11 protein-coding genes are annotated in these 20,795 nt (G+C 65.3%); 3 read left to right on the forward strand and 8 right to left on the reverse strand.

Translation table 11 applies throughout. From position 1 onward, the window contains the following. Positions 1-2 precede the first annotated feature (2 nt). The 4 genes from HNR30_RS45015 to HNR30_RS45030 all read right to left on the reverse strand — a co-directional run bounded on the left by HNR30_RS45015 (position 3) and on the right by HNR30_RS45030 (position 6,103). Positions 3-1,151 (reverse strand): IS30 family transposase, encoded by a 1,149-nt coding sequence (locus tag HNR30_RS45015; RefSeq protein WP_425569925.1) that lies wholly within the window; start codon positions 1,149-1,151, stop codon positions 3-5. Positions 1,152-1,307: 156 nt separating this feature from the next. Further along, positions 1,308-1,904: a helix-turn-helix domain-containing protein gene (locus tag HNR30_RS45020; protein WP_181616370.1), complete on the reverse strand. Its 597-nt coding sequence runs from the start codon at positions 1,902-1,904 to the stop codon at positions 1,308-1,310. 501 nt (positions 1,905-2,405) lie between these two features. Continuing rightward, on the reverse strand, positions 2,406-5,537 hold the full coding sequence (locus HNR30_RS45025; RefSeq protein WP_181616371.1) for a hypothetical protein: 3,132 nt from the start codon (positions 5,535-5,537) through the stop codon (positions 2,406-2,408). Beyond that, positions 5,534-6,103, reverse strand: coding sequence for a hypothetical protein (locus tag HNR30_RS45030; RefSeq protein ID WP_181616372.1), 570 nt, complete (start codon positions 6,101-6,103; stop codon positions 5,534-5,536). Before HNR30_RS45030 ends, HNR30_RS45025 begins: the two co-directional genes overlap by 4 nt. Positions 6,104-6,385: 282 nt before the next feature. Here HNR30_RS45030 and HNR30_RS45035 point away from each other — a divergent pair, with 282 nt between their 5' ends. After that, positions 6,386-6,820 (forward strand): transposase family protein, encoded by a 435-nt coding sequence (locus tag HNR30_RS45035; protein ID WP_181616373.1) that lies wholly within the window; start codon positions 6,386-6,388, stop codon positions 6,818-6,820. 128 nt (positions 6,821-6,948) lie between these two features. On the opposite strand, the gene HNR30_RS50545 is transcribed toward HNR30_RS45035, so the two are convergent. From HNR30_RS50545 to HNR30_RS45055, 4 genes are all read right to left on the reverse strand, one after another. Next, the gene (locus HNR30_RS50545) at positions 6,949-7,533 is read right to left on the reverse strand and encodes an integrase core domain-containing protein (RefSeq protein WP_220134728.1); all 585 of its coding nucleotides are present in this window, start codon (positions 7,531-7,533) and stop codon (positions 6,949-6,951) included. Between the two features lie 1,652 nt (positions 7,534-9,185). After that, entirely contained in the window at positions 9,186-9,458 is a 273-nt protein-coding gene (locus HNR30_RS45045) for a hypothetical protein (protein WP_181616374.1), read from the reverse strand. Positions 9,459-9,988: 530 nt separating this feature from the next. Beyond that, entirely contained in the window at positions 9,989-17,416 is a 7,428-nt protein-coding gene (locus HNR30_RS45050; protein ID WP_181616375.1) for a LamG-like jellyroll fold domain-containing protein, read from the reverse strand. Between the two features lie 1,128 nt (positions 17,417-18,544). Next, the gene (locus tag HNR30_RS45055) at positions 18,545-18,772 is read right to left on the reverse strand and encodes an excalibur calcium-binding domain-containing protein (protein ID WP_181616376.1); all 228 of its coding nucleotides are present in this window, start codon (positions 18,770-18,772) and stop codon (positions 18,545-18,547) included. A 361-nt stretch (positions 18,773-19,133) separates the two neighbouring features. Between HNR30_RS45055 and HNR30_RS45060 the strand changes: the two genes are divergently transcribed. Then, positions 19,134-20,135 (forward strand): NucA/NucB deoxyribonuclease domain-containing protein, encoded by a 1,002-nt coding sequence (locus tag HNR30_RS45060; RefSeq protein ID WP_181616377.1) that lies wholly within the window; start codon positions 19,134-19,136, stop codon positions 20,133-20,135. Between the two features lie 114 nt (positions 20,136-20,249). Next, positions 20,250-20,603, forward strand: a complete 354-nt coding sequence (locus HNR30_RS45065; protein ID WP_181616378.1) for a hypothetical protein — start codon at positions 20,250-20,252, stop codon at positions 20,601-20,603. Positions 20,604-20,795 lie beyond the last annotated feature (192 nt).

Consider the following 20,795-nt stretch of genomic DNA (forward strand, 5'->3'; position numbering starts at 1 on the left):
GGTCATTCGATTGTTGCGATGATCTTAGCGAACAGCTCTGCGGGCGCTTGCCAGCCGAGGGTCTTGCGCGGGCGGTTGTTGAGTTCAACAGCGACGAAGGCGAGGTCTTCGGCGCTGTAGGCGGACAGGTCGCCGCCCTTGGGGAAGTACTGGCGCAGCAGACCGTTCATGTTCTCATTCGAGCCGCGTTGCCAGGGGCTGGCCGGTTCGCAGAAGTAGATCGGGATGCCGGTGACGGCGGTGAACTCGTCGTGTCGGCTCATCTCGCTGCCCTGATCCCAGGTGATGGAGCGGGCCAGGCCGGCGGGCAGGTCGGCGAAGGCTGCCAGGAGGGCGTCGCGGACGTTGTCGGCGGTGTGCCGGCCCGGGATGTGCAGCAGTTTGACGTAGCGGGTGGTGCGGTCGACCAGTGTGCCGATGGCCGAACGGTTGCCCTGGCCGACGATGAGGTCACCTTCCCAATGGCCAGGCACTTGACGGTCCTCGACCTCGGCGGGCCGCTGGTGAATCAACGTTCCGGGGTCGACGAAGCGGGTGGCGCGTTGGTCGGCGCGGCGACGCCGACGCCGGGCTTGGCGGCCGGTACGCAGCGTGCTGGGCTGGCGTTCCAAGCCGCCACGGTGAGGGAGGTAGATCGCCTGGTAGATGGTCTCGTGCGCGAGATGGCGTTCGGGCTCGTCAGGGAAGGCGGTGCGCAGGGCTTGGCTGATCTGCTCAGGGCTCCAGCGCTGGTCGAGGTGGCGCTGGATGAACTGCTTCAGCTCCGGGTCGCGCTGGATCTTGCCGTCCTTGGAGCGGGCGCGCCGGACGACGGCGCGGCGCTGAGCATGGAAGGGGTGGTAGGCGCCAGTGCGCGGGTCGCGGTTACGGCGCACCTCCCTGCTGATCGTGGCCGGATCGCGGTCGAGCTGTCGGGCAATGGCGCGTAACGAGTTCCCGGCCCGGAGCAGGTCGGCGATGACGAGCCGCTCCTCCTCCGACAGGAACCGCGGGGAGATGGCGTCGGTGTCTGGCCGCTCGCTGATCGGCGGGTAGGTACGCTCGCGCCCGGCTTGGTCGACTTCCTTCCTGCCATACCTCCAGCGGGTGCCGGTCCTGCGGTTGATGCCCAGCTCTCGGCACGCGGCCGAGTTGCTCATTCCCTGCGCCATGAGGCGAAGGTATTGATCACGCTTGTCCGCCAGCGGAGCCGGTCCACGCTTCTTATGGGTCCGACGCGCCCTGGTCAAAGCAACACCCCACAGGGTCAGGCGTCGCGACCACCTTTAGAACCCAAGATCAGATGGGGCCAGCACTCACCCCTGAACTCAGTACTGGCGCTGCCCCGTAAGGGTGACGGCCTCAATGAAATCGCAGGCCAGGAGCGCGCCGACTTGGGAGCGCAGGAAGTCGGCCCAGGTGGTGGAGGCTCGCCCGGGTGCCGGGTCGATACCTTCCCGCTGGAGGATCTCCCAGACCGTGGACGGCGCGACCTTGAGGCCGAGCGTGGCGAGCTCGCCATGCACCCGCCGATATCCCCAAGCCGGGTTCTCCCGGACCAGGCGCAGCACGAGCGTACGGACAGAGCGGACCGTGGGCGGGCGGCCACGGCGCTTCGGCCGGCAGGTCCGGGCATGCCGCCGTTTCACGATCTCGCGATGCCAGCGCAGGATGGTGTCCGGACGGACGACAAGCCGCAACCGACGTAAGACCGCGCGGGGAAGCGAGGACAGGAGCGCCGCCAAGAAGAGGCGGCCTTCAGGGGCGAACCTCACCCGCACATCCGCGCCGAGCTGCCGTTCCAAGACCATGACCTGATGACGCAGAAAGAGAATCTCGACACCCTTGTCACGATCACTCATCGGCAGTAACCGCAAGGCGGCGAACGCGTTCGTGACGGTCAGATACGCCAGACGAAGAAGCACAAACGATCATCATGCCGCACCAGTCTTCCGCCACCAACGAGTGGACAGCACCTATGCCACCCCAGGCCTCACAGAGTCCTGACCTGGCCGGACAGGATTCTCGACAGGCGCAGTGTTGATCAAGAGGTTTCGTTCCTCGGTGGGCGAGTCTTGAACAGTGGCACGACACGAGATCTCTGACGACGTGTGGGCCGTGATGGAGCCGTTGATGCCGGTGGTGACCGGGCGGTCGCGCCCGTGGGTAGATCATCGACTCACTGTTGAGGGTATGGCGGCGAGGTGTTCATCACGCAGCCATGATGGCAGAGCAACCGTCACGGCGGCCAAGCCCACGACGCCGCACGCAGAACATTCGCCGACGCCCGGCGACCACCACACGACTTGTTCCCCACGCCCTAGCAAGGAACCCGCGACCCCGCCGCACAGCGAAGCTGAACACCGTTCCTCAAGGCCCTTCCAGTGCGGAACTGTCTGGCCATAGCCAGCTCTTCCATGGTCAGGTCACTCTAGATCGTCCCAATCCCACGGAGCGGTGGCCTGCCCATCCGGGTCACGCCCGAGCCGGTACAGGTGCCGATGGCCGCCAATCTGGAGGAATTCATAAAACCACCCAGCGGCGGGGAGCCGCTCAATCAGCACCCTGACCTGCTCCTCCGCGCCAGCCTCCCGCAGGGCATCCAGCAGACTATCCAGCGCGCGCGGGTCGTCGAGGGCGACATGCGCAGCGGGGTCACGAGCCAGCAGCGTCGAAATCAGTTCGTCTTGGCCGACCTCCCGCAAGAAGTGCAGCAGACTAGTCACCGTGGCCAGGTGGTCCAGGGGTGCGTGCACGGCGGCACGTCCGGCCAGCACCGCGACCTGTTCGCGGCGCCCGGCCCACCGTACGGCAGAAAACACGGCGCCCATTGCGTAAGGGTGGTCCAGGGGGGCGTGCACGGCGGCACGTCCGGCCAGCACCGCGGCCTGTTCGTGTTGCCCGGCCTGCCGCATGGCCTCCAGCAAGTTGGCCAACGCGTAGGGGTCATCGAGGGAGGCCTGCGCGGCGGCACGTCTGGCCAATACGGCGACCTGCTCCTCTGCCCCAGCCTCCCACAGGCCATTCAGCAGATTGGCCAAGCCCGGATGGCCAAGGGCGGCGTGCGAGGCGGGGTCACGAGCCAGCAGTGTCGTAATCAGTTCGTCTTGGCCGAACTTCCGCAAGTCATAGAGCAGGCCAGCCACTGCGGACGGGTGGTCGATGGCGATGTGCGCAGCGGCACGCTCGGCCAACACCACAACCTGTTTGTCTTGACCGACCCACCGGAAGGTGCCCATCAGGTGACCCACCGCGCTCAGGTCGTCGAGGGGAGCGTGCGCGGCGGCACGTCCGGCCAGCGCCGAGACCTGCGCAGGCCTTCTCGCCCAGGGCATGGCTTCCAGCAGCGCTGCCACCGCGCGCAAGTCGTCGAGGACAGTGTGCGAGGCGGGGTCACGAGCCAGGAGCGCCGTAACCTGCGCATACCTCCTTGTCATGGTCGAACGCATGGCCTGCAGCAGGCTGGCCACCGCGCCCGGGTCGTTCAGGGGGATGTGCCTGGCGGCACGTTCCGCCAGCGCCGCGACCTGTTCGTCTCTCCCGACCCCGTGCATGGCATACAGCAGGCTGGCCACCGCGTACGGGTCGTCCACGACCGCATGCGAGGCGGGGTCACGAGCCATCAGCGCGGCGACCTGTTCCTCTCTCCCGTCTCCCCTCAAGGCATGCAGCAGGCTGCCAAATACGCCCATGTCGAGGGCGGTGACCGCCTCCCTTGACAGCCCGTGCCTCTGCATGGCCTCTAGCAGGCTGGCCACCGCGCCCGGGTCGTTCAGGGGGATGTGCCTGGCGGCACGTTCCGCCAGCGCCACGACCTGTTCGTCTCTCCCGGCTCCCGGCATGGCCTGCAGCAGGCCGGCCACCGAGTGCGGATCGTCGAGGGCGCCATGCGTAGTGGAATCACGAGCCAGTAGTGCCGCGGCCCGTTCGCCTCTCCCGTCCTCTCGCATGACATCCAGCAGCTTTGCCACCGCATACGGGTCGTCCAGAGCCACATGTGAGGCGGGGTCACGAGCTAGCAGCGCCGCAACCTGTTCCTCTCTTCCCTCTCCCTCCATGGCATGCAGCAGCTTGGCCACCGCGCCAGGGTCGTCCAGGGCGACGCGCGAGGCGGCCAGATGGGCAGGACGGTGGTCCGTCGGGTGCGTGGTGTGCATGAGCTGAAGGAGAATGATGGCGGCGTCGAGGTCTCCATTGGTGGTGGCATGCTTGAGGAGTTGGGCGGCGTCGCGGTACAGGCCACGGTCGCGGGCGGCTTGGCCGAGCGCGGTCAGGTCGGCGGGGTGAGCGTGCCTGGCGGCGGTCCAGAAGTCGATGGGCGGGATCTGGTTGGCGCGGTGGTGGCGGCCGTGCTGGTCGAGGTAGTCGGCCAGCCGGTAGAGCACCCCGGTCGCGACCGGGGTATGGAGACCTACGCCTGGGGTGGCGCGGTGGTCGCGCTGGTTGCGAGGGGCGCCGGTCTTGACGGGGGTCAGGATGCCGGGGATGCCGTTGAACGGGGTGGTGGCGTAGTCCAGGGCCTGCTGCAGCCAGGTGTTGGCGGTCTGCTCCCATTGGGTGTCGGTGAGGTAGCCGGGCGCGGCCTCGGAGAGCAGAGCCAGCGGCAAGTGCGGGCCCGCGCCGAGGCGGCGGGCGTCCATGGCGGCGGTGATCAAGGCTTTGGTGGCGGGCGGGGCCTGGGCGTAGCGGTCCAACAAGATCGGGGCCCCGGCCAGGTACTGGGTGATCTGGCCGTCGGCAGCACGCTCGACGGCTTGGGCCAGGCGGATGTCCACTTGGCCAGGATTGGGTAGCGCCTGCAGGTCGGCGCCGGTGAAGGAGTCGGGGACGGCGATCATGTGCCCGGTGAGCAGTTCCCGGGCCTGGGCGTGGGGATCGGGCGCTTCGTCTCCTGGGCGGGTGGTCAGGGTGTTCCAGTACTGCGGCCATAGGGTGGCCAGCACGAGCACCGGGCCTCGCCCCGTATCACGCAGTAGCTCGCGTAGGCCCGCGGCGACCTGCTCGCCGATCTGATCGGGGGCCAAGTAGAACTGCGCTTCGTTCAGCCACACCACTGTGTACGGCACCACCCGGCGGAGCTGGGTGACGGCGGCGCCAGGGCGGCTGGGGTCGATGGGATGCCATACACGCCACGGCTCCGGGCGGTCGCGCAGCAGGCCGAGTGCCTGCCAGCAGGCGCGGGTCTTGCCGGTGGAGGACCCGCCCACCAGCGCCGCGATCCGGCTGCCGGTCCCGTCGGCGGCGGCCAGGACCACCTCGCGCAGGGTGTGATCGTGTGCGCGGGGGACATAGGGCGGAAGCACGGGCAGTCCTGCCCCCGGCAGGTCGATCGCCCGGTGGACCTCGAATTGGAACGGGTCCCGGACTTGGCTCAGCGGAACGCCGGGAGGCGTCTGGTCCGCGCTGGGATTCACCGGTGCCGGGTAGTGGTGGTGATGGTTCTCCTGCTTGCCGATCACCTGACCGTGGAAGGTGCCGTCGGAGAACTGCACATGATCCCCGCCGTAGTCGGGCTCCTTCGCCTGCCGGTCGGACTCTTCGCCGCCGCTACCACTCACGGCTGCTCCTGGCCCGGGTCCGCGAGCGGGTTCTTCTGCTCCTGGGCGGGGTCGAGCGGATTCTTCGGCGCAGGCGGATTCACCTGCTTGGCGATCACCTGCCCGTGAAAGGTGCCGCCCTGAAACTCGATGTGGTCACCCCCGTAGGAGCGGGAGGGCCCACTGCTTGCGTGTTCCGGCTTGCCGGCGGTCGTGGCGGGCTGGGACGGGCCCGGCGGCTGAGCTGGCGGCGGTGTGTTCCCGCTTGCCCCAGTCTTGCTCTCCGGTTCCAGCACGGCATCCGCGTCGGTCGGCGCGGGCTGGCTCTCAGCCCGTTTCTGGGCGCGCAGCGTGAGCGCCGAAATCACGAGCCCTGCCCCGCCGAGCACGGTCCCGGAGAACATGCCCACTACACCGGCCCGCCAGCTCAGTACTTCCAGCCATGCCCGCGAATCAGGACGCGGATCGGAGAAGAGCCACGTCAGCCCCAGCGCTACCGAGCCAAGCAGTACCACCGACGCCAACGCCCCGGCGACCCGCCACCGCCACGGGCCCGCCGGCCTCGCCGCACGCTGCTGTCCCGCCATGCCACCAAGCCTGATCCGCCACATACCCGCCCGGAACATGCGTGATCGAAATGTAATAGGATCCCCATCGGAACAGGGTTCGGGCAAGCTGGAGACTTCCGCTCAGCCACCAGGACTGACAGCGGCCATGAAAGGCGGTTCTGATCCACTTCGTGTGAACTGATCACATAGTGTGGCCGAGTCCAAGCTGATCTTGGATCGTGTGACAGTGAGGCACTCTCTCCCTTCGCCGACCTTGGCGAGTCCCTGGCCGTCGAGCAGATCACGGCGGATGGGACGGCTGTGACGATCTACGCCCGGACCACGACGGACAAGGCTGACTGCCCGGTCTGCGGCACGGCATCCAGACACCGACACGGCAGGTATCGGCGCAGGCTGGACGATGTGGCGCTGTCCGGCCGCCGGATGGTGATCAACCTGTTGGTGCAGCGGTTCCGGTGCCCGGCGTCCGCCTGCCCGCAGCGCACGTTCATCGAGCAGCTCGATGGTCTGACCGAGCGATTCGCTCGTCGGACCCCGCGCTTGCGACGGTTGCTGGAACGGCTGACGCTGGTGCTCGCTGGACGTCCTGCCGCGCGGCTCTCTGCCCATCTAGCGGTTCCCGTCAGCGCGAACACCTTGCTGCGACTGCTGCGCCGCCGACTTGTGCAACCGCGGGCCAGGGCGCCGCGCGTACTGGGCGTGGACGACTTCGCCACTCGTAAGGGGCACGTGTAGCGACGATCCTGCTGGACATGGAGACCGGCAAGCGGGTGGACGTGCTGCCCGACCGGACCGCCGACACCTTTGCCGCGTGTGGGGCTCAAAATAGGATTCGGTGTCTGACCTGCTGGTTCCTGGTGGCTTCAGTTGGCGATCTGGTACTCGTTGATGAGGCCGCCGAGGATGGTTCTGTGGTGGATCCGATGGCTGGCCAGATCGACCGGCGGTGGCGGGCCGGTTTCAGCTTGGGATGGGCTCAACTGCCCGAGGCCGCGGTGGGGCCGGGCCCTGTGGTAGTGCTCCAAGTACTGGGTGAGGGTTCGGCGCAGGTGTTGCTCGTTGAGGATGAGCGTGCGGTCGAGAAGTTCGCGGCGTAGGGTGCCGATCATCCTTTCGCAGTGTGCGTTGGCTTTCGGGGCTTGTGGCGGGCTCTTGAGGACGCGCAGGCCCGCGTCGGCGAAGACCGTGTCGAAGGCATCGGTGAACTGGCCGGTGCGGTCGCCGATCAGGAACTTCATGTTTGTCGTGTCGGTGTCCATCAGGACGTTGCGGGCGGCCTGGGTGGTCCATTCGCCCGTGGGGTTGGCGGTGACACCGAGCAAGTGGGCGCGGCGGCTGCGGTGCTCGAGCAGGACCAGGGCGTAGATGCGTTTGAGGTTGATGGTGTCGACGTGCAGGAAATCGACGGCGACAATGTGTTCGGCTTGGGGGTCAGGAATTGCTTCCACGTCGGCCCGCTGCGGCGCGGGGCGGGATCGAGCCCGGCCTGGTTCAGGATGTTCCACACGGTCGAAGCGGCGACCGTGTGGCCGAGGCGGGTCAGTTCGCCGTGGATCCGCCGGTGGCCCCAGGCGGGATTGTCGGCGGCCATGCGCAGCACCAGAGCCTTGACCGCAGCAGCGGTGGGTGGTCTCCCAGGGCGGCGTCGCCGACTGTAGTCCCACTTGTTCGTCACGAGCTTGCGGTGCCAGGCCAGCAGAGTGGCCGGAGTGACTGAAAAGATCTTCGCCCAGCGATGGCGGGCGATCAGGTGTGAGAGCGCCGTCAACCACAAGCGATCGACCGGCTCGTAGCGCACCCGTGGGACCTGACGGCGCAGGACTGCGTTCTCGTGCCTGAGCACCAGCAGTTCTGCCTCCTTGGAGGCGTCCTTGCGAAACAGCATCGCGGGCAGGGACAGCAGACGTCGAGTGACGGCGTACACCATAGACAAGAGCACGAACGATGTTCCCAGGCAACCCGAACCAGTCGACCACTGCCCCAGGAACACCCAACCCGACCAGGAGGGAACCCCGACGTTGACGACGAATCGTGTTCTTGAGCCCCACACCCTCGTTGTCGGGCCAGTGGCGAATCCGGCTCGACATCCCCCGGGCTCCCAGCTGACTTTTGCCGGAAGCGCGGGAGCCGTCGTCAGTCAGGCTGACAGGTCACTCACGCCCGCGCTAATCCACTGCGGGCCTTGCATCTCGCGGTATCCCCCCATCAACCGCTGGCTTTGTTGAAGCGTCGACGCCCCGCTCCCTGTGCAGGCTGGAGCGTTGCTGTCCACGCCCAAGGTGATCGCGCAAGTGCCGCACTTACGCCGCTCCAGCCACGCGCCTGCGGCCAGCCGCGGCAGCGAGGACATCGAGTCCACCAGCTCCCCGAGCGTCCTTCATGCCCAGGACCACCGCACTGTCTCGTACTCCCGTCGACCGCGACGCAAGACCAGCAACGCCCCCCAAGCCGGCCCACCCCTCAGCGCCAGCATCGACACCACCACCCCACCCCCACGGGCTCGTTCGGGCCATCCGGCTGGCCATCGCGGCCTCGCGCCGGTTGCTACGGAGCAGCCAGCGCGGTCTCGGCCCACGCTCACCCTCATCCCCGTTGTCACTGTCGTGGTGGACAGCAAGAGCCAGGAGCGTTCCGTGAGCGATGACACGGCAACTCTTCTCGTGCTGCGAGGACGCCGCTCGATACCCGAAATCAGCTGTAGCGATCGGCCGAACCGACCACCCGAGCCTCGAAATTCGGTGATCGGCACTTGTGACCTGCTAACTTCGACTTGGCGGGCAAACGTGCCTGTCCATTCGCCGGCAGGCCCGCAGAGTTATCTGGGGGCCTGCTTGCGTTTGGACCACCAGCCGCCCTTATCACCTGTCGCCCAGCAGCACTCAGCCAACCGAACCCCAAATCAAAGGCCAGATACGGCTGACGAGCCGACACAGTCCATTATCTTGTCCGCACGACGCGCGGGGTCGAAGGCCCCAGATCAAGCATCAAACGATGAGTTTTGAAGCGGTACAGGCCTTTTGTAACCTCCGAGTGCCTTTCAGCCGAGCTGATCATCGAGGTCCGCTCCGCACACCACGCTGCACATGGCTCTATAGGGCACTTACGATCCGTTCATCCTATTCGCGAGCTGCGACAGCGAGCGCACGTGCTCGGCAGCCAAGTGGCGAACATCCCAGATCAGGCTTGCCGTATCAGTAATTTCCTCCGATAGCGGCTGACGCCGCGCCCCGCACGGAATGTCGGTCAACGACTCCAGCACATCAATTGGCACGCCCAATACCGCCGCAAAACCGTTGAGAAGCTCAGGGTCAAGATCCTTGACGCCACGCCCTATCGCGCCGATCGTTGCTGGCGAAAGATAGATTCCAGACATTCGATATATTACCTTGGCCCCCGATGACCACCCCATATTTCGAACGGCCAGCATTTGCACCAGGAGGGATCCAAATCCTGGCGGGTATTGCGCATAAAGTCGATGCCACTCAATAGAAATCCCCGACTGAAGCCGGGGCAACGTAAGAGAGAAATTGCGCAGGCGCTGCCTATCGAGACTTGATAGACGGAGTGCGTGCATTACTAGTCGAGGCAATTCACGCTCAGAGCCCTTATCGAATGGCAGCTCGTCTAGCGGGGCAGCCCTACCGGCAACGAGATATACATCCACGATTCGCATGCCCACCTGCCGTGCAATCCGGCTGAGAAGCGAGTCAGTTAGAAGCTCCTCATCGGAAACGAGTGAAAGCTCCTCCATGAGGCGACGACTCTCCTGGGGAGATATCACCGACTGACTCCGCAGAAGCCGACTCAGAAGCTCTTTAGCTTCCGGATATGCAGCGCTTTGCATTCTTATCCCATACCGTAGGGGAATTATCGAATAGCCCTGGCAGCTGAGCCGCTTTGCGACTACCTCGGCGGCCTTTCAAAGTAATCCCACGCGTCATCATCAAATCCCCACCCTTGCTCCTGGAGTGCCTCGCGCGTGATGTCTTTCAGCGGTTTCTTCCCTGGCCTATCCTCTGGCGCGTAGTGACCAGAGAAATTATCGACATGACTGATCTTACCGTCTTCATCGACATCTAGCGTTCCGGCCATGATCACCCCTTCGCGATCGGCAAGAGAGGTATGCCCTGCGTCTGGAGTTAAGTCCCACATCGACTCGTCGTCAATTAAACGAACGGTGCCATCGGGGCGAACGATGAAGTGATAACCACCAGGCTTGAGTCGAGAGCGTGCAGGAATACCCGCCTCCGGCGGAAGGTCTCCTTGAGGGGTGTTGTCAACTCCATCCCGGAATGGCATCCAGATAGTCGGTGGCAGGTCTTCGTCGTAGTTGGTGTCGTCGTTGCAGCCCATATAGATGATCAGGAGACAGCCGTCATCGTAGGATCCAGGGCCATCGAGGATGTCAGGGTCGATGTCGTATGCGATCGAGCAGGGACCATCCAGGATGAAGGCGCATGCACCGAGGTCCGGAGCGCCGCTATAGCCACAGCCGCCACCGAGGCAGGGATCAGGTGGATCGATCCCTCCAGAGCAAGGTCCATCTTGTGTAAAAATGCACGGTGCTTCACACGCGAGGCCGTGCCCTATGTTGGCACATAGCTCAGGCCAAATAGGGCTATCCCATCCCGGGCCCGATATTGGGATGATTCTGCTGGGCCCCATGCCTGTGCCGTCATAAACTTGGGGCGGAGGCACATAGTTTGGACTTTTGGGGTTATTGGTTCGATTGGTGAGGATAGGTGGACTCTTCGGCGGTACCCAGACTTCGCCTTCTATTGATCCATCATTCGTGCCATTTCCGCCCTTGCCCCCCGGTTTCCCGGGTGCCGTTGGTTGGCCAATGCCTGCGCCGGTCGAGCCACCACCGCCGTTGCCGTTCCCGCCAGTGTTTGGTGCAGATTTGGGGGTCTTCTGGGGCGGGTTGGTTGTCGTTCCGCCAGATCCACTGCTTCCGCTACTCCCGGTGCCACCAGAGCCTGACGAGGCGCTATTGCTACCCCCACCCGTGGGTGACGGATAGTCGCCGCACATGTAGTCGTCTTCGTACCAGCAACTGCCAACGCTGCCGTCGGGGACCTGGGGAGGTGCATGGCCGGAAGGGTCAGTGAAGACCACCGGTGACGCGTTCGCATAGGCGTATCGGTTGGCGCGCCCAGACGGATATGGGTTCAGGGTCCAGGAGTCACGGGAGGCGAAAGTTCCGGTACCCGGGGTGTACCAGCGGGCGTGCATATTGACCTTGCCGGTATCCGGGTCGGTGTACTCGCCCTGATATCCAAGGGTGTTCTTGGCGCCAGTCTGTGCCAGCACGTCACCGAACGGATCGTAGGTCGTTGAGGTGGCCAGCGCGCTGGTGGTGAAGGTGGCGACCAGGTCTGTGTGGAGATCGGTCAGAGCGCCGACGGCCGGCCCGGCGCCCTCCTTGAGGCCAAGCAGTCCGCCGGACGCGTCGCGGCCATAGCGTGCATCGACACCGCCGGTGTCGGTGTTGACGATCCCGGCCAGGTTGTTGGTCAGGCCGCTGTAGGCGAAGGCCTGCTTGATGGTACCGCGAGTTCGGGTGTTGATCCGGTCGAGGGCATCGTAGGAGTAGACGCTGTCGCCGTCGGCAATCAGCCGGTCGAAAGCGTCGAAGGTCAGATGCGTGGCCTGGCCGTTCTTAGTTTCCGTGGCCAGGGTGCCGCGCGGAGTGTAGCCGTACGTTGCGGCACCATTGGCGGTGCCGTCCGGGCCGGTGGCGTTTAGCAGCCGGTTGCGTTCGTCGTAGGTGAAGGTTTGGTCGCCGGCTTCGATGCGATTGCCGGAGTCGTCCCAGCCGTAGTCGGTAACGGTTCCATTGGGCGCGCTCCAGGAGGTAAGGCGACCCGCTTGGTCGTAGCCGTACGTGTTGACGCCAGCTCCAGCAAGCCCAGCGGTGGTTTTGGTGGTGAGCCGGTCGTTTTTGTCCCATGCGTAGGTGATGGCCGCCAGTTGGGTTCCGGTGGCGTTCTTCAATGTCTGACCGGTCAGCCGGTTCAGAGGGTCGTAGGTGAAAGACTGGCTGTCGGTTGTCGTTCCGGTGCTGGTCTTACCGGTCATTGACGTGAGCCGATTGGCGTTGTCGTAACCGTAGGTCAGTGTCCGTCCGGTTACCGGGTCGGTTGCAGTCTCCAGGCGCCCGGCGGCGTCCCAGGTGAAGGTGGTGGGGCCTGCCGGGTTGGAACGCTGTAGCATCCGCCCGGTTTGGTCGTAGGTGTAGCTGGTGTCGCGGGTGTAGGTGCCATCAACGATCTCGGCAACATAGGCGGGCAGCCTGCGGTCGTTGTAGGTGACCAGGTGCTGGCTGGTTCCGCTGGTCAGCTTGATCGGACGGCTGGCGCGGTCATAGCTGATGGTGCGATCGGCGGTGGCTGCCCCGGCACCTTGGCCTGTCTCGGCGGTCAGCCGCCCCAGGTGGTCGAACGTACGGTCGACCCGCACTCCGCCGGGCCGGAGGCTGGCCACCGGGTTGCCGGCAGCGTCGTAGATCGTGGTCCAGGTTCGGTCCGCTGCGCTGGGGTGCGCAGTGGTGGCCGGTTCGGTGACGCTCTCCGGTAGGGCGAGGCTGTTGTAGCTGGTCCAGGTGGTGTTGCCGCGGCCATCGGTGAGTCGGGTGCGCGTGCCGGTGGCGTCGTAGCCGAAACTGGTGGTGATGGTCTTGCTCGCGCTGACAGGTTCGATCAGCGAGGTTATCCGGCCCAGGGCATCGAACGTCCGCTGAGTGATTGGGCCTTCGGGTGAGGTGAAGCTGGTGAGGTTGCCTGCCGGATCGTGGCCATAGGCGGTGGTGCGCAGCACCGTCCCTGTGGGGCCCAGGTCTTTGAGCGCAGTCATGCGCCCCGCTAGGTCGTATTCGGCGGCGGTGGCGTTTCCGAGCGGGTCGGTGATCTTACTAGGCCGTCCGGCAAGGTCGTAGGCCATCAAGGTCTCGTGCAAGAGGGGATCAACAACCTTTGTGGTGTCACCAACAGGGTTGACCGTCAGGCTGGTGATCTTGCCGCGTGGATCCGTGCTCTTGGTGAGCTGGCCTGCGTCGTTGTACTCCAGTCTGGTGGTGTAGGCCGCCACCGCGGGCAGGTGCTCAATTTCTGTGTAGGTGATCTGTCGGTTCAGGTCGTCGTAGGTCGCTTCTGTTCGTGCGCCGATGGGGTCGGTAACGGCCAATATTCGTCCGACCAGGTCATATTCAGCGACCCACTGGCCTGGCCATTCCCCCTCGATCTCGGGTTCGGTCGTCCATACCAGCCGGCCGAGCGCGTCGTAGTGGAAGGTGGTGGCGTAGCCGCGCGGGTCGGTGGTCTTGACCAGCTGTCCCGCCGAGTCATATTCGTGTTGGATGGCTGGCGTCACGGCGGTGCCGCCGGGCGGCGTGTAGCTGGGCGTGGCGGTGGAAGTCAGGCGTCCGGCGCGGTCGTAGGCCGAGACGGCTGTGCGTCCTTCGGCGTCGCGCTGATGTGTCGGCTGCCCGGCGGTGTTGTATCCGGTATGTACAGCTGGTCGGACAGTGCTTGTCGTCCCGGCCTTGTCGACCTGTACTGGCGGTGCCGTCGCTTCGACCAGGCGGCCGAGTGTGTCGTAGCGCAGTGTGGTGGTGTAGGCGGCTGCGGTGGCTCCGCTCACGTTGCCGCGCGGGTCGACCGTGCTGGTCAGCAGGCCGCGATCATCGTAGGTGCGCGTGGTGGTCAGGTCCGTGTCGCCGTTGTCAACGGTCTCGCGGTTGATCAGATTCGTCGTGGTGTAGGCATACTCACGGGTCTCGATGCGAGTGCTGCCCGCACCGGTCAGTACCGTCTTTATCACATTGTTGGCGGCGTCATACGTGTAGGCCGTCTTGCGGTTGACACCCGCAGGGTCGGCGGTCTGCGAGGTACGACGGGAAGCGGCGTCGTAGACGTAGTCGGTGGTTAACCTGCCACCGCCGGTCACCAGCTTGGTCTCGTTTCCGGCCGCATCGTAGCTGTGGGCTTCCAGCACCACATCTCGTGCCGTGGTCGAACCATTGAGCTTGGCGTCTTCAGCGATCCTCTCGTAGAGGAGGTTGTCGGCGTAGTACGTGAAGGCAGTCTTTCGACCCACCGCGTCCGTGCGGGAGGCGAGACGCCCGGCCGGATCGTAGGAGAGTGCTTGGAGGACCACGTCGGCTGCTGGCTGGGGATCCCAAGGGCTGCCTGTCCAGGCCTTCAGGGTGGTGGTGGTCAACTCCCCGCGCTTGCTGTAGGCCTGCTCGAGCACCGTGTTGCGTGCGTCGGTAGTCCGCACCAGCTGGCCGTGGGTGTTCCAGACCTGTTGGACAGTGCCGCCTTCCGGCCCGGTGACGGACTTCAAGCGGCCGGCCGTGTCATAGGCGTAGGTCGTGGTCCGTTCCGCGTCGCCGCCCGTCAGGTCGTCGAGTGTCTCGGTCAGCTTGTGGCCGTCAGCATCGTAGGTGTAGCGGGTCTGCGCCGTGTGCGTGATATCGGTGAGCTCGTTCCTCACCCCTGGGCCCGTCTGCGACACCAGGCGACTGAGCCGGTCATAGGCGTAGCTGGTGGTCACCCCGCCAGGATGGGCTGCTGAGATCTGCCTCGATGTCACAAGTCGGCCGATCGAGTCGTAGACCAGCTTGGTCACAAGGCCATTGGGATCGGTCTGCTCGGCCAAGTCACCGGCGGCGGTGTAGGCGTAGCTCCACACGCTGCCCCGCGCGTCGGTCTGTGCCTTCGCCAGGCCGGCCGGAGTGAAGCCTCCACCGATAGCTGGTTCGCTGCCGTCGCTGTAGGTCGTGCTGACCGTTCGGCCGCTGGGGAAGTCTGCGGTGGCCGGGCTGGTCTGGCTCGCCGCCTCGCCGAAGGCGGTGTAGGTAAGCGTGGTGGCGTACGTGTTGTCGGTGGCGTTGAGCGAACGGGCGTCGCGGATCTTGGTCGGCCTATCGTTGCGCGGGTCGACGACGTTACCCGTGTTGAGGTAATACTCCGTGCGAGTGGTTTGACAGTTGCCTACCGCCCGACAGGTAGTGGTTGACAGAAGATTGCCGCGTGTGTCGACGGAGCGGGTGACAAGGTTGCCGTTCGCATCGGCCGTCTGGGTGGGGAACCCAGCGGTGTTGTAGGTGTGACTGATCTTCTTGTCCAACTGATCTTTGCGGGAGATCAGCCGGTACCCGCGGTGCGCATCCAACTCGTAGTCGATGGTGTTGTCAGCAGGGTCCGTGAGCGTCACCGTGGCCACGCCGGATGCGGCAGTGAGTGTGGGGGCCGACAGCTGCCAAACGCCGCCATGCTCGTCTGTGTGGGTCTTGACTCGGTCGGTAGCCGCGTCGTAGGTGACTTGCATCCAGGTCAGCCCGGACGGCAGGGTGATCTTCGACATTAGATGCGGCGCCGCGGCCCTAGCGGCGAAATGGATCGCAACCTCATCGGCCGTCAGCGGTCGGTCGTACAACGCCGCCTCATCCAGTGTTCCGTTGAGGCCCAGCGTTGTGGTGGTGGCAGGGCCAGCTGGCCATGCACCACCCTCCAGCCGACCTCTGGCCAGCTGGGAGCCAACTGGCCAGCCACCGAACCCGGAACCGGTCGCCGTGCCAACGCTCTGCCCGTCCAAGAACAGCTGCTGACTTGTACCCGACAGCGTGAGTACGGCGTGATGCCACTGACCGTCGTTCACCAACGCGGTAGAGGTGATCGGGGCAATCGCAGCGGTTCCGGTGGTGGACCGGAATTGGCCGCGTAGCTTGCCGTCGGTACCGACATACAGGGCTGAGCGGGCCGGGTTGCTGGCGTTGTCGGTGCCTGCGGACCAGACCACACCCGTCTGCGTCGTCTTGAACCACGCTTCCACCGATGCCGAGCCTTCCAACTGGGCGATCGCGTGGTCGGGCAGCGTCACCGACCCGGCACCGGCGAATGAGGCAGCCTTATCGGTGCTGGCCTCGACTGCACCTGCCTGGCCAAGCGTGACGCCGGCGTAGGTGGCCTCTCCGGCGCCCCATCCGGAATCGGCGGCCTTGGTGCCAGAGGCTTCACCTAGTCGCCAATAGCCGAGGGGATCGGAGTTGCGCACCGCGCTGGCATACTGCGAGCCGCTCGCATAGGTATAGGTCGTGCAGTGATCAGCCGCGATCGGGGAACACGCCGTCAGCAGCTTGTCCCCGTCGTAGGTATAGGTCCAAGTCAGCGACGCGCCATCCACCGGGTTGGTTGCTACCGAGGTGACATGAGAACCGGTCCAGGTGAACGCCAGCCAACGGCCGCCTGGGTTGGTGGCCCTGGCCAGCTTGCCGTTCGTGCCATATTCCAGTGTCTGGGTACGGCCTCGCGCGTCGGCGATCTTGACCAAGCGGCCCTGCAGGTCGAAGAAGAACGACGTTGCCGCCTTATCCATCAGCTGCCAGCCGGTCACCACTCCACCCGTGTCGCGAGTGACCGCCAAGGTCGCATACATTCCCGGCGGCGGCTGGAAGGTACCCGTGGCGTCGTTGTTGGTGGCGAATCGGACTTGCCGCCCATCCGGGTTGCGCACCAGCAGTGCAGCGGGATTGCCTGCGGTTCCGCCTTCTGGGGTGAGTCTCATGTCCCAGCGGGTCGACCAGCCGGCGCCGAATAGAGTGTCACGGCGCGGGTCCAGGCTGTTGTAGGTACGGACCACCGCCAACGACGGACCCACTGCAGCCACGGACGCATCCACCGACGACGCGGTGTAGTTGCCATTGGCCGGATCTATTGCGCGCCCATCACCGGATCTGGAGAACCGCGAACCGACGGCCGGCTGCCGCACCCCCGTGGTGAACGTGCCCGTCCAGGAGGTGGTCAGGCTGTTGCTGGTATCGGTCGCGGTGACCTTCCACCAGTACTGGGTGCTCCACGCCAGAGCATTCGCGGTGGGCACCCGCCAGGTGCGCACGTTCGAGCCCAAGGTTCCCGAAGAGACACACCCGGTCGACAAAGCGGCATTGGTGCAGACCTTGAAGGAGTAGGTGATGGCGTAGCCGCTGCTCATGTTGCTGACCGCCTTGGCGCCCAGCAGCGGGGTCCGCGAGCTGATCAACATGCCCGACAGGGGGAAGACGGCCTGCAGCGACGGCGGGTACTGCGTCGGCGTCGGCTCAGGCGGTGTGACGGTGCACTCCTGCGAATAACCCCAATAGCTCTCGTAGGTGTAGTAGCCGGGGGAAGATTCCACCATCCCCGACGAGCCCGGCGGCTTGTTCGGTGGCACCGGCCACTTGGCCGTGGATAGCCAGCCGTTGTAGACCACCCGCGAGCCCTGGCCGTACGACGAATTCGCGCTGTACGCCGAATACGACGAACAATCCACCGACATGATCGACACCACACCCGTCGACTCCATATCAGCGGCCATTCCTGCAGCCAGGTTGCTGGGTAAAGCAGTTGAAGGCGAGGCTATTGCGCTGAGATCAGTACGCGTCTCGAGCGCGGTCCCACCCTTCACCACCGGAACAGCCGGAGACTCTGGCGCCCCCGATCCACTTCCCGCCAGTGCGGGCTGAGTGACTTCTCGACTCACCAGGGACGGCAGCCCCGCGGCGGATCCAGCCTGCTGCTGAGGAGTGCCGGGGGCTCCGCTTCCGGGCACTCGCTCCGGCGGACCTGCGAGGTGTGCAGCAGCGGGCGCCGCAGCGGGCATCACCGCCGCCACAAGAAGACCGGGTAGCGACAGACCCAACACCAAGACGGCGGTGTTTGCCTTCACCCTTACAAACTGACCCCACGACATTCGACGCATACGCCGCCGCACTCCAGCCACGAGGGACGACGCAGAGGCCGTCGAACGTCGCCCCGATCGCCGCGAAGTAGTCCTTCGCGGCTAGGAGCTGATCAATCAGCCCGAAAGTAAGATGTGTCGGATTTATCCGTCAAGATAAACCTTGGTAACGTTCTCACGTCTACAGGTAAACTACATTTCCCGATGGGAGACGACCGGCTGAGCGCAGCCACGATTCCTGTACCGCTGCCGTGAGGCCGAAGGCCTCTAGCGCCGGGCCGTGCTGGCGTCAACCCAGGATTCGTTGCACGGTCACACACCTGAGCCGAGTCAGCTGCCGTGGACCTGCCGGTAGCCAGCTGAGGGCTCTCGCGTTCCAAGCGGAGGACCAGGCAGAGTAGAAGGCTCCCTCTACGACGACTGCCCGCCGGGCCGTGTTCCTGGCCCCCATCGACGGTGCGTGCTGCGGCCTATCAGCGACATCCACGATGGACCGCTCCTGGCCTGGGCTGTCATCACACGAATGTAGGAAGACCAGCGGAGTCCAACGAGTCGACAGGCAGAACTCGCTGGCCTGGTGCCGGACATGCCTATCGTTGAACGCCTACACCTGTTCCGGCGATTCTCCCGGGAAAAGCTCGCCGCCGCATGCGTACACCTTCAGGCAGCGCAAGGCGAGACGCTGGCGGGGGCCCTATCCCCCGCGCCACGGATGAGAGAAACCGCGCCCCTTTCACCTCAGCACCACTTCCACGGTCCGGGGCATTCGCAAGCGATGCCATCGCCGTCCCGGTCGAGGTCGTGTGGATCGGACTTGTCCTTGTCGAGCTCTTTCTGGGCTTGCTTCTGCGTGTCGAAATAGCTGCAGTTGATGTTGATGGGCGGAGCGGCGAACGCCTCGGCCGAGGAGCTGGCGATGAACACCAGGGCTATCAGCGGCGCGGCGAGCCTGTGAAAAGTGTCCATATTCGACGGTAGGCACCTTTACCTGGTCTGCTGCTAGCCATGGCGGCAAAGATCCGGAAGATCCCAGATATCGGTTCAATATCCCCTCGCCCCCTTCGGCAAGCGTGCACCCCTCCATGGTGATACGCGAAGCATCCGCTCCTTCCTTCAGGGAGGCGTCGGGCAGTTGGGTCCATTCAGGGGACATGCAGCAAAAATGCCATCTCGTGCCCGAGTCGCTACCTGAAGTGATCGGGTGGGCGTGACACAACTGATCTTGCCTGATCAGCCCAGTCAAAGAGGTGACATGCCCAACACCACCCCTTCCTCCGCTACAGCCTTCCACCGACTCCCTTCCCGCCGAACAGCCATCATGGCGCTCATGCTCGGCCTGCTCCCAGCGGTCTTCCTGACACCTGAGGCTTCCGCCACAGGAACAGCGCTGACCCTGCTCGACAACCCCAACCGCGTGGCAGAGGCGAGCTGGGAAAACCCGGCAGCCTTCCTCGCTCCCGACTCCGCCCAGGAACAGGCTGCCTTCTCTGCCACGTGCTCGCCTCGCACCCGGTTCATCAGCTGCGAGCAGCGGCGCAGCCGAGTGCGGTTCTTCATCGACGGCGTCCAGGTCGGCGTCGCGCTGCTGCTGGTGACCACAACCGTCACCACCAAGGTCAACTCCGCCGCATTCACAGGCCGCGTCAATGTCGAGGTGCTCGGCACTCCCGGCATCCCGCCAGGTTCCAGCGCGGTTCTCACGCCCGGCTGCGACGCCCCCTGTGGTGCTGGCGGCGAGGTGGGCGGACCGCTGATCACCGGCGCCTTGTGGGGCGGCGACTTCAGCTACACCGACCCCACCGCGCGCACGCACGAACCCGAGCTGACCGTCACTGTCACCCCGTTCATCCCGGAGGCCGAAGGGCAGATCCCCGGCACGGGCGTGCTGGACATCGAAGTCCGCTGCGACGACGAATTCCGCACTCAGCTGCTGCCCGGCTGCGTTATCTCCAACTACATCCCGACGATGACGACCATGGCCCAACTTCCGGAGATCGCCGCCAACATTCGCCGCATCCAGCAGGCAGGCGGGTACGGCAGGCCGGGCAGCCCCAGTAAGGCGCTGCACCGCGAAACCGCCGAAACGATCATTGCCCGAAACCGGCGCGAAGCGTGTGCCACCCGCATCACCGGGCCCCGTCCGGCAGGCAAATCGTGCGACGAATACCCCTTCGCCACCACTGAGGAAGGCGGGCTGACGCTGCCGGCCGGTGCCCGCGGCTGGGCGTGGGTGCCGGAGGCTGAGCAGAACAGCCAAGGCGGCCTCGTCTCCGGCTTCTACCGGCAAAACCGGATCCTTGACGGCGACCCGTTCTACGTCCAGGTGTAGTCCAGCTCGACGCGATGAGGCGGGCCGCCCACGGAGGCGGCCCGCCTCATCCGTCTCTGCGACACCCGCCGATGTCACCGCCTCAGCATCTGACGCCAGGCACAATCAACCACCATGACGACTGGCGACCGCAGTCCCGACCAGGAACGAGACGAGCCCGAACTGCACGAGATAACTCTGCCCGTCTTCGACTGGCTGATCATCGACGCCGTCCTCGACAACCAGGCCTCGATTCTGGCTTCGACCGACCATGGCGAAGCAGCCCGAGAACTCGCCGCAACGCGACGAGTCGGCTGGGACCTCCTCCCGGACTGGCCGACTGAACCCGGCGGATTCGCTACCTGGCCGCGCCCGGACCAGACCGTCACCATCGCACTCTCCCCGGCCCGATGGGGCCAGGTCGCCGATGCCCTCGCCGGAGCCGGCGAAGAGCGGCTTGCCGTATCCATCCTCGACCACCTCGGCTGAAGATCGGACGGCCTGCCCGGCAGCGGGTTCTCCGGAGCGCCCGCGCTAGCAGGAGGCCAGCATGCTCTCCAGAGCGGTCTTCTCGGCCTGCTGGAGAGTGAGCCCCCAGTCGAACTTCACGTCTACCCAGCTCTTGGCGTACGCGCACCGGAAGGGGGCGAGAGGTGGCTGCCAGGCGCTCGGGTCTTGGTC

The sequence above is a fragment of the Nonomuraea soli genome (assembly GCF_013761175.1).
Taxonomy (GTDB): domain Bacteria; phylum Actinomycetota; class Actinomycetes; order Streptosporangiales; family Streptosporangiaceae; genus Nonomuraea; species Nonomuraea soli.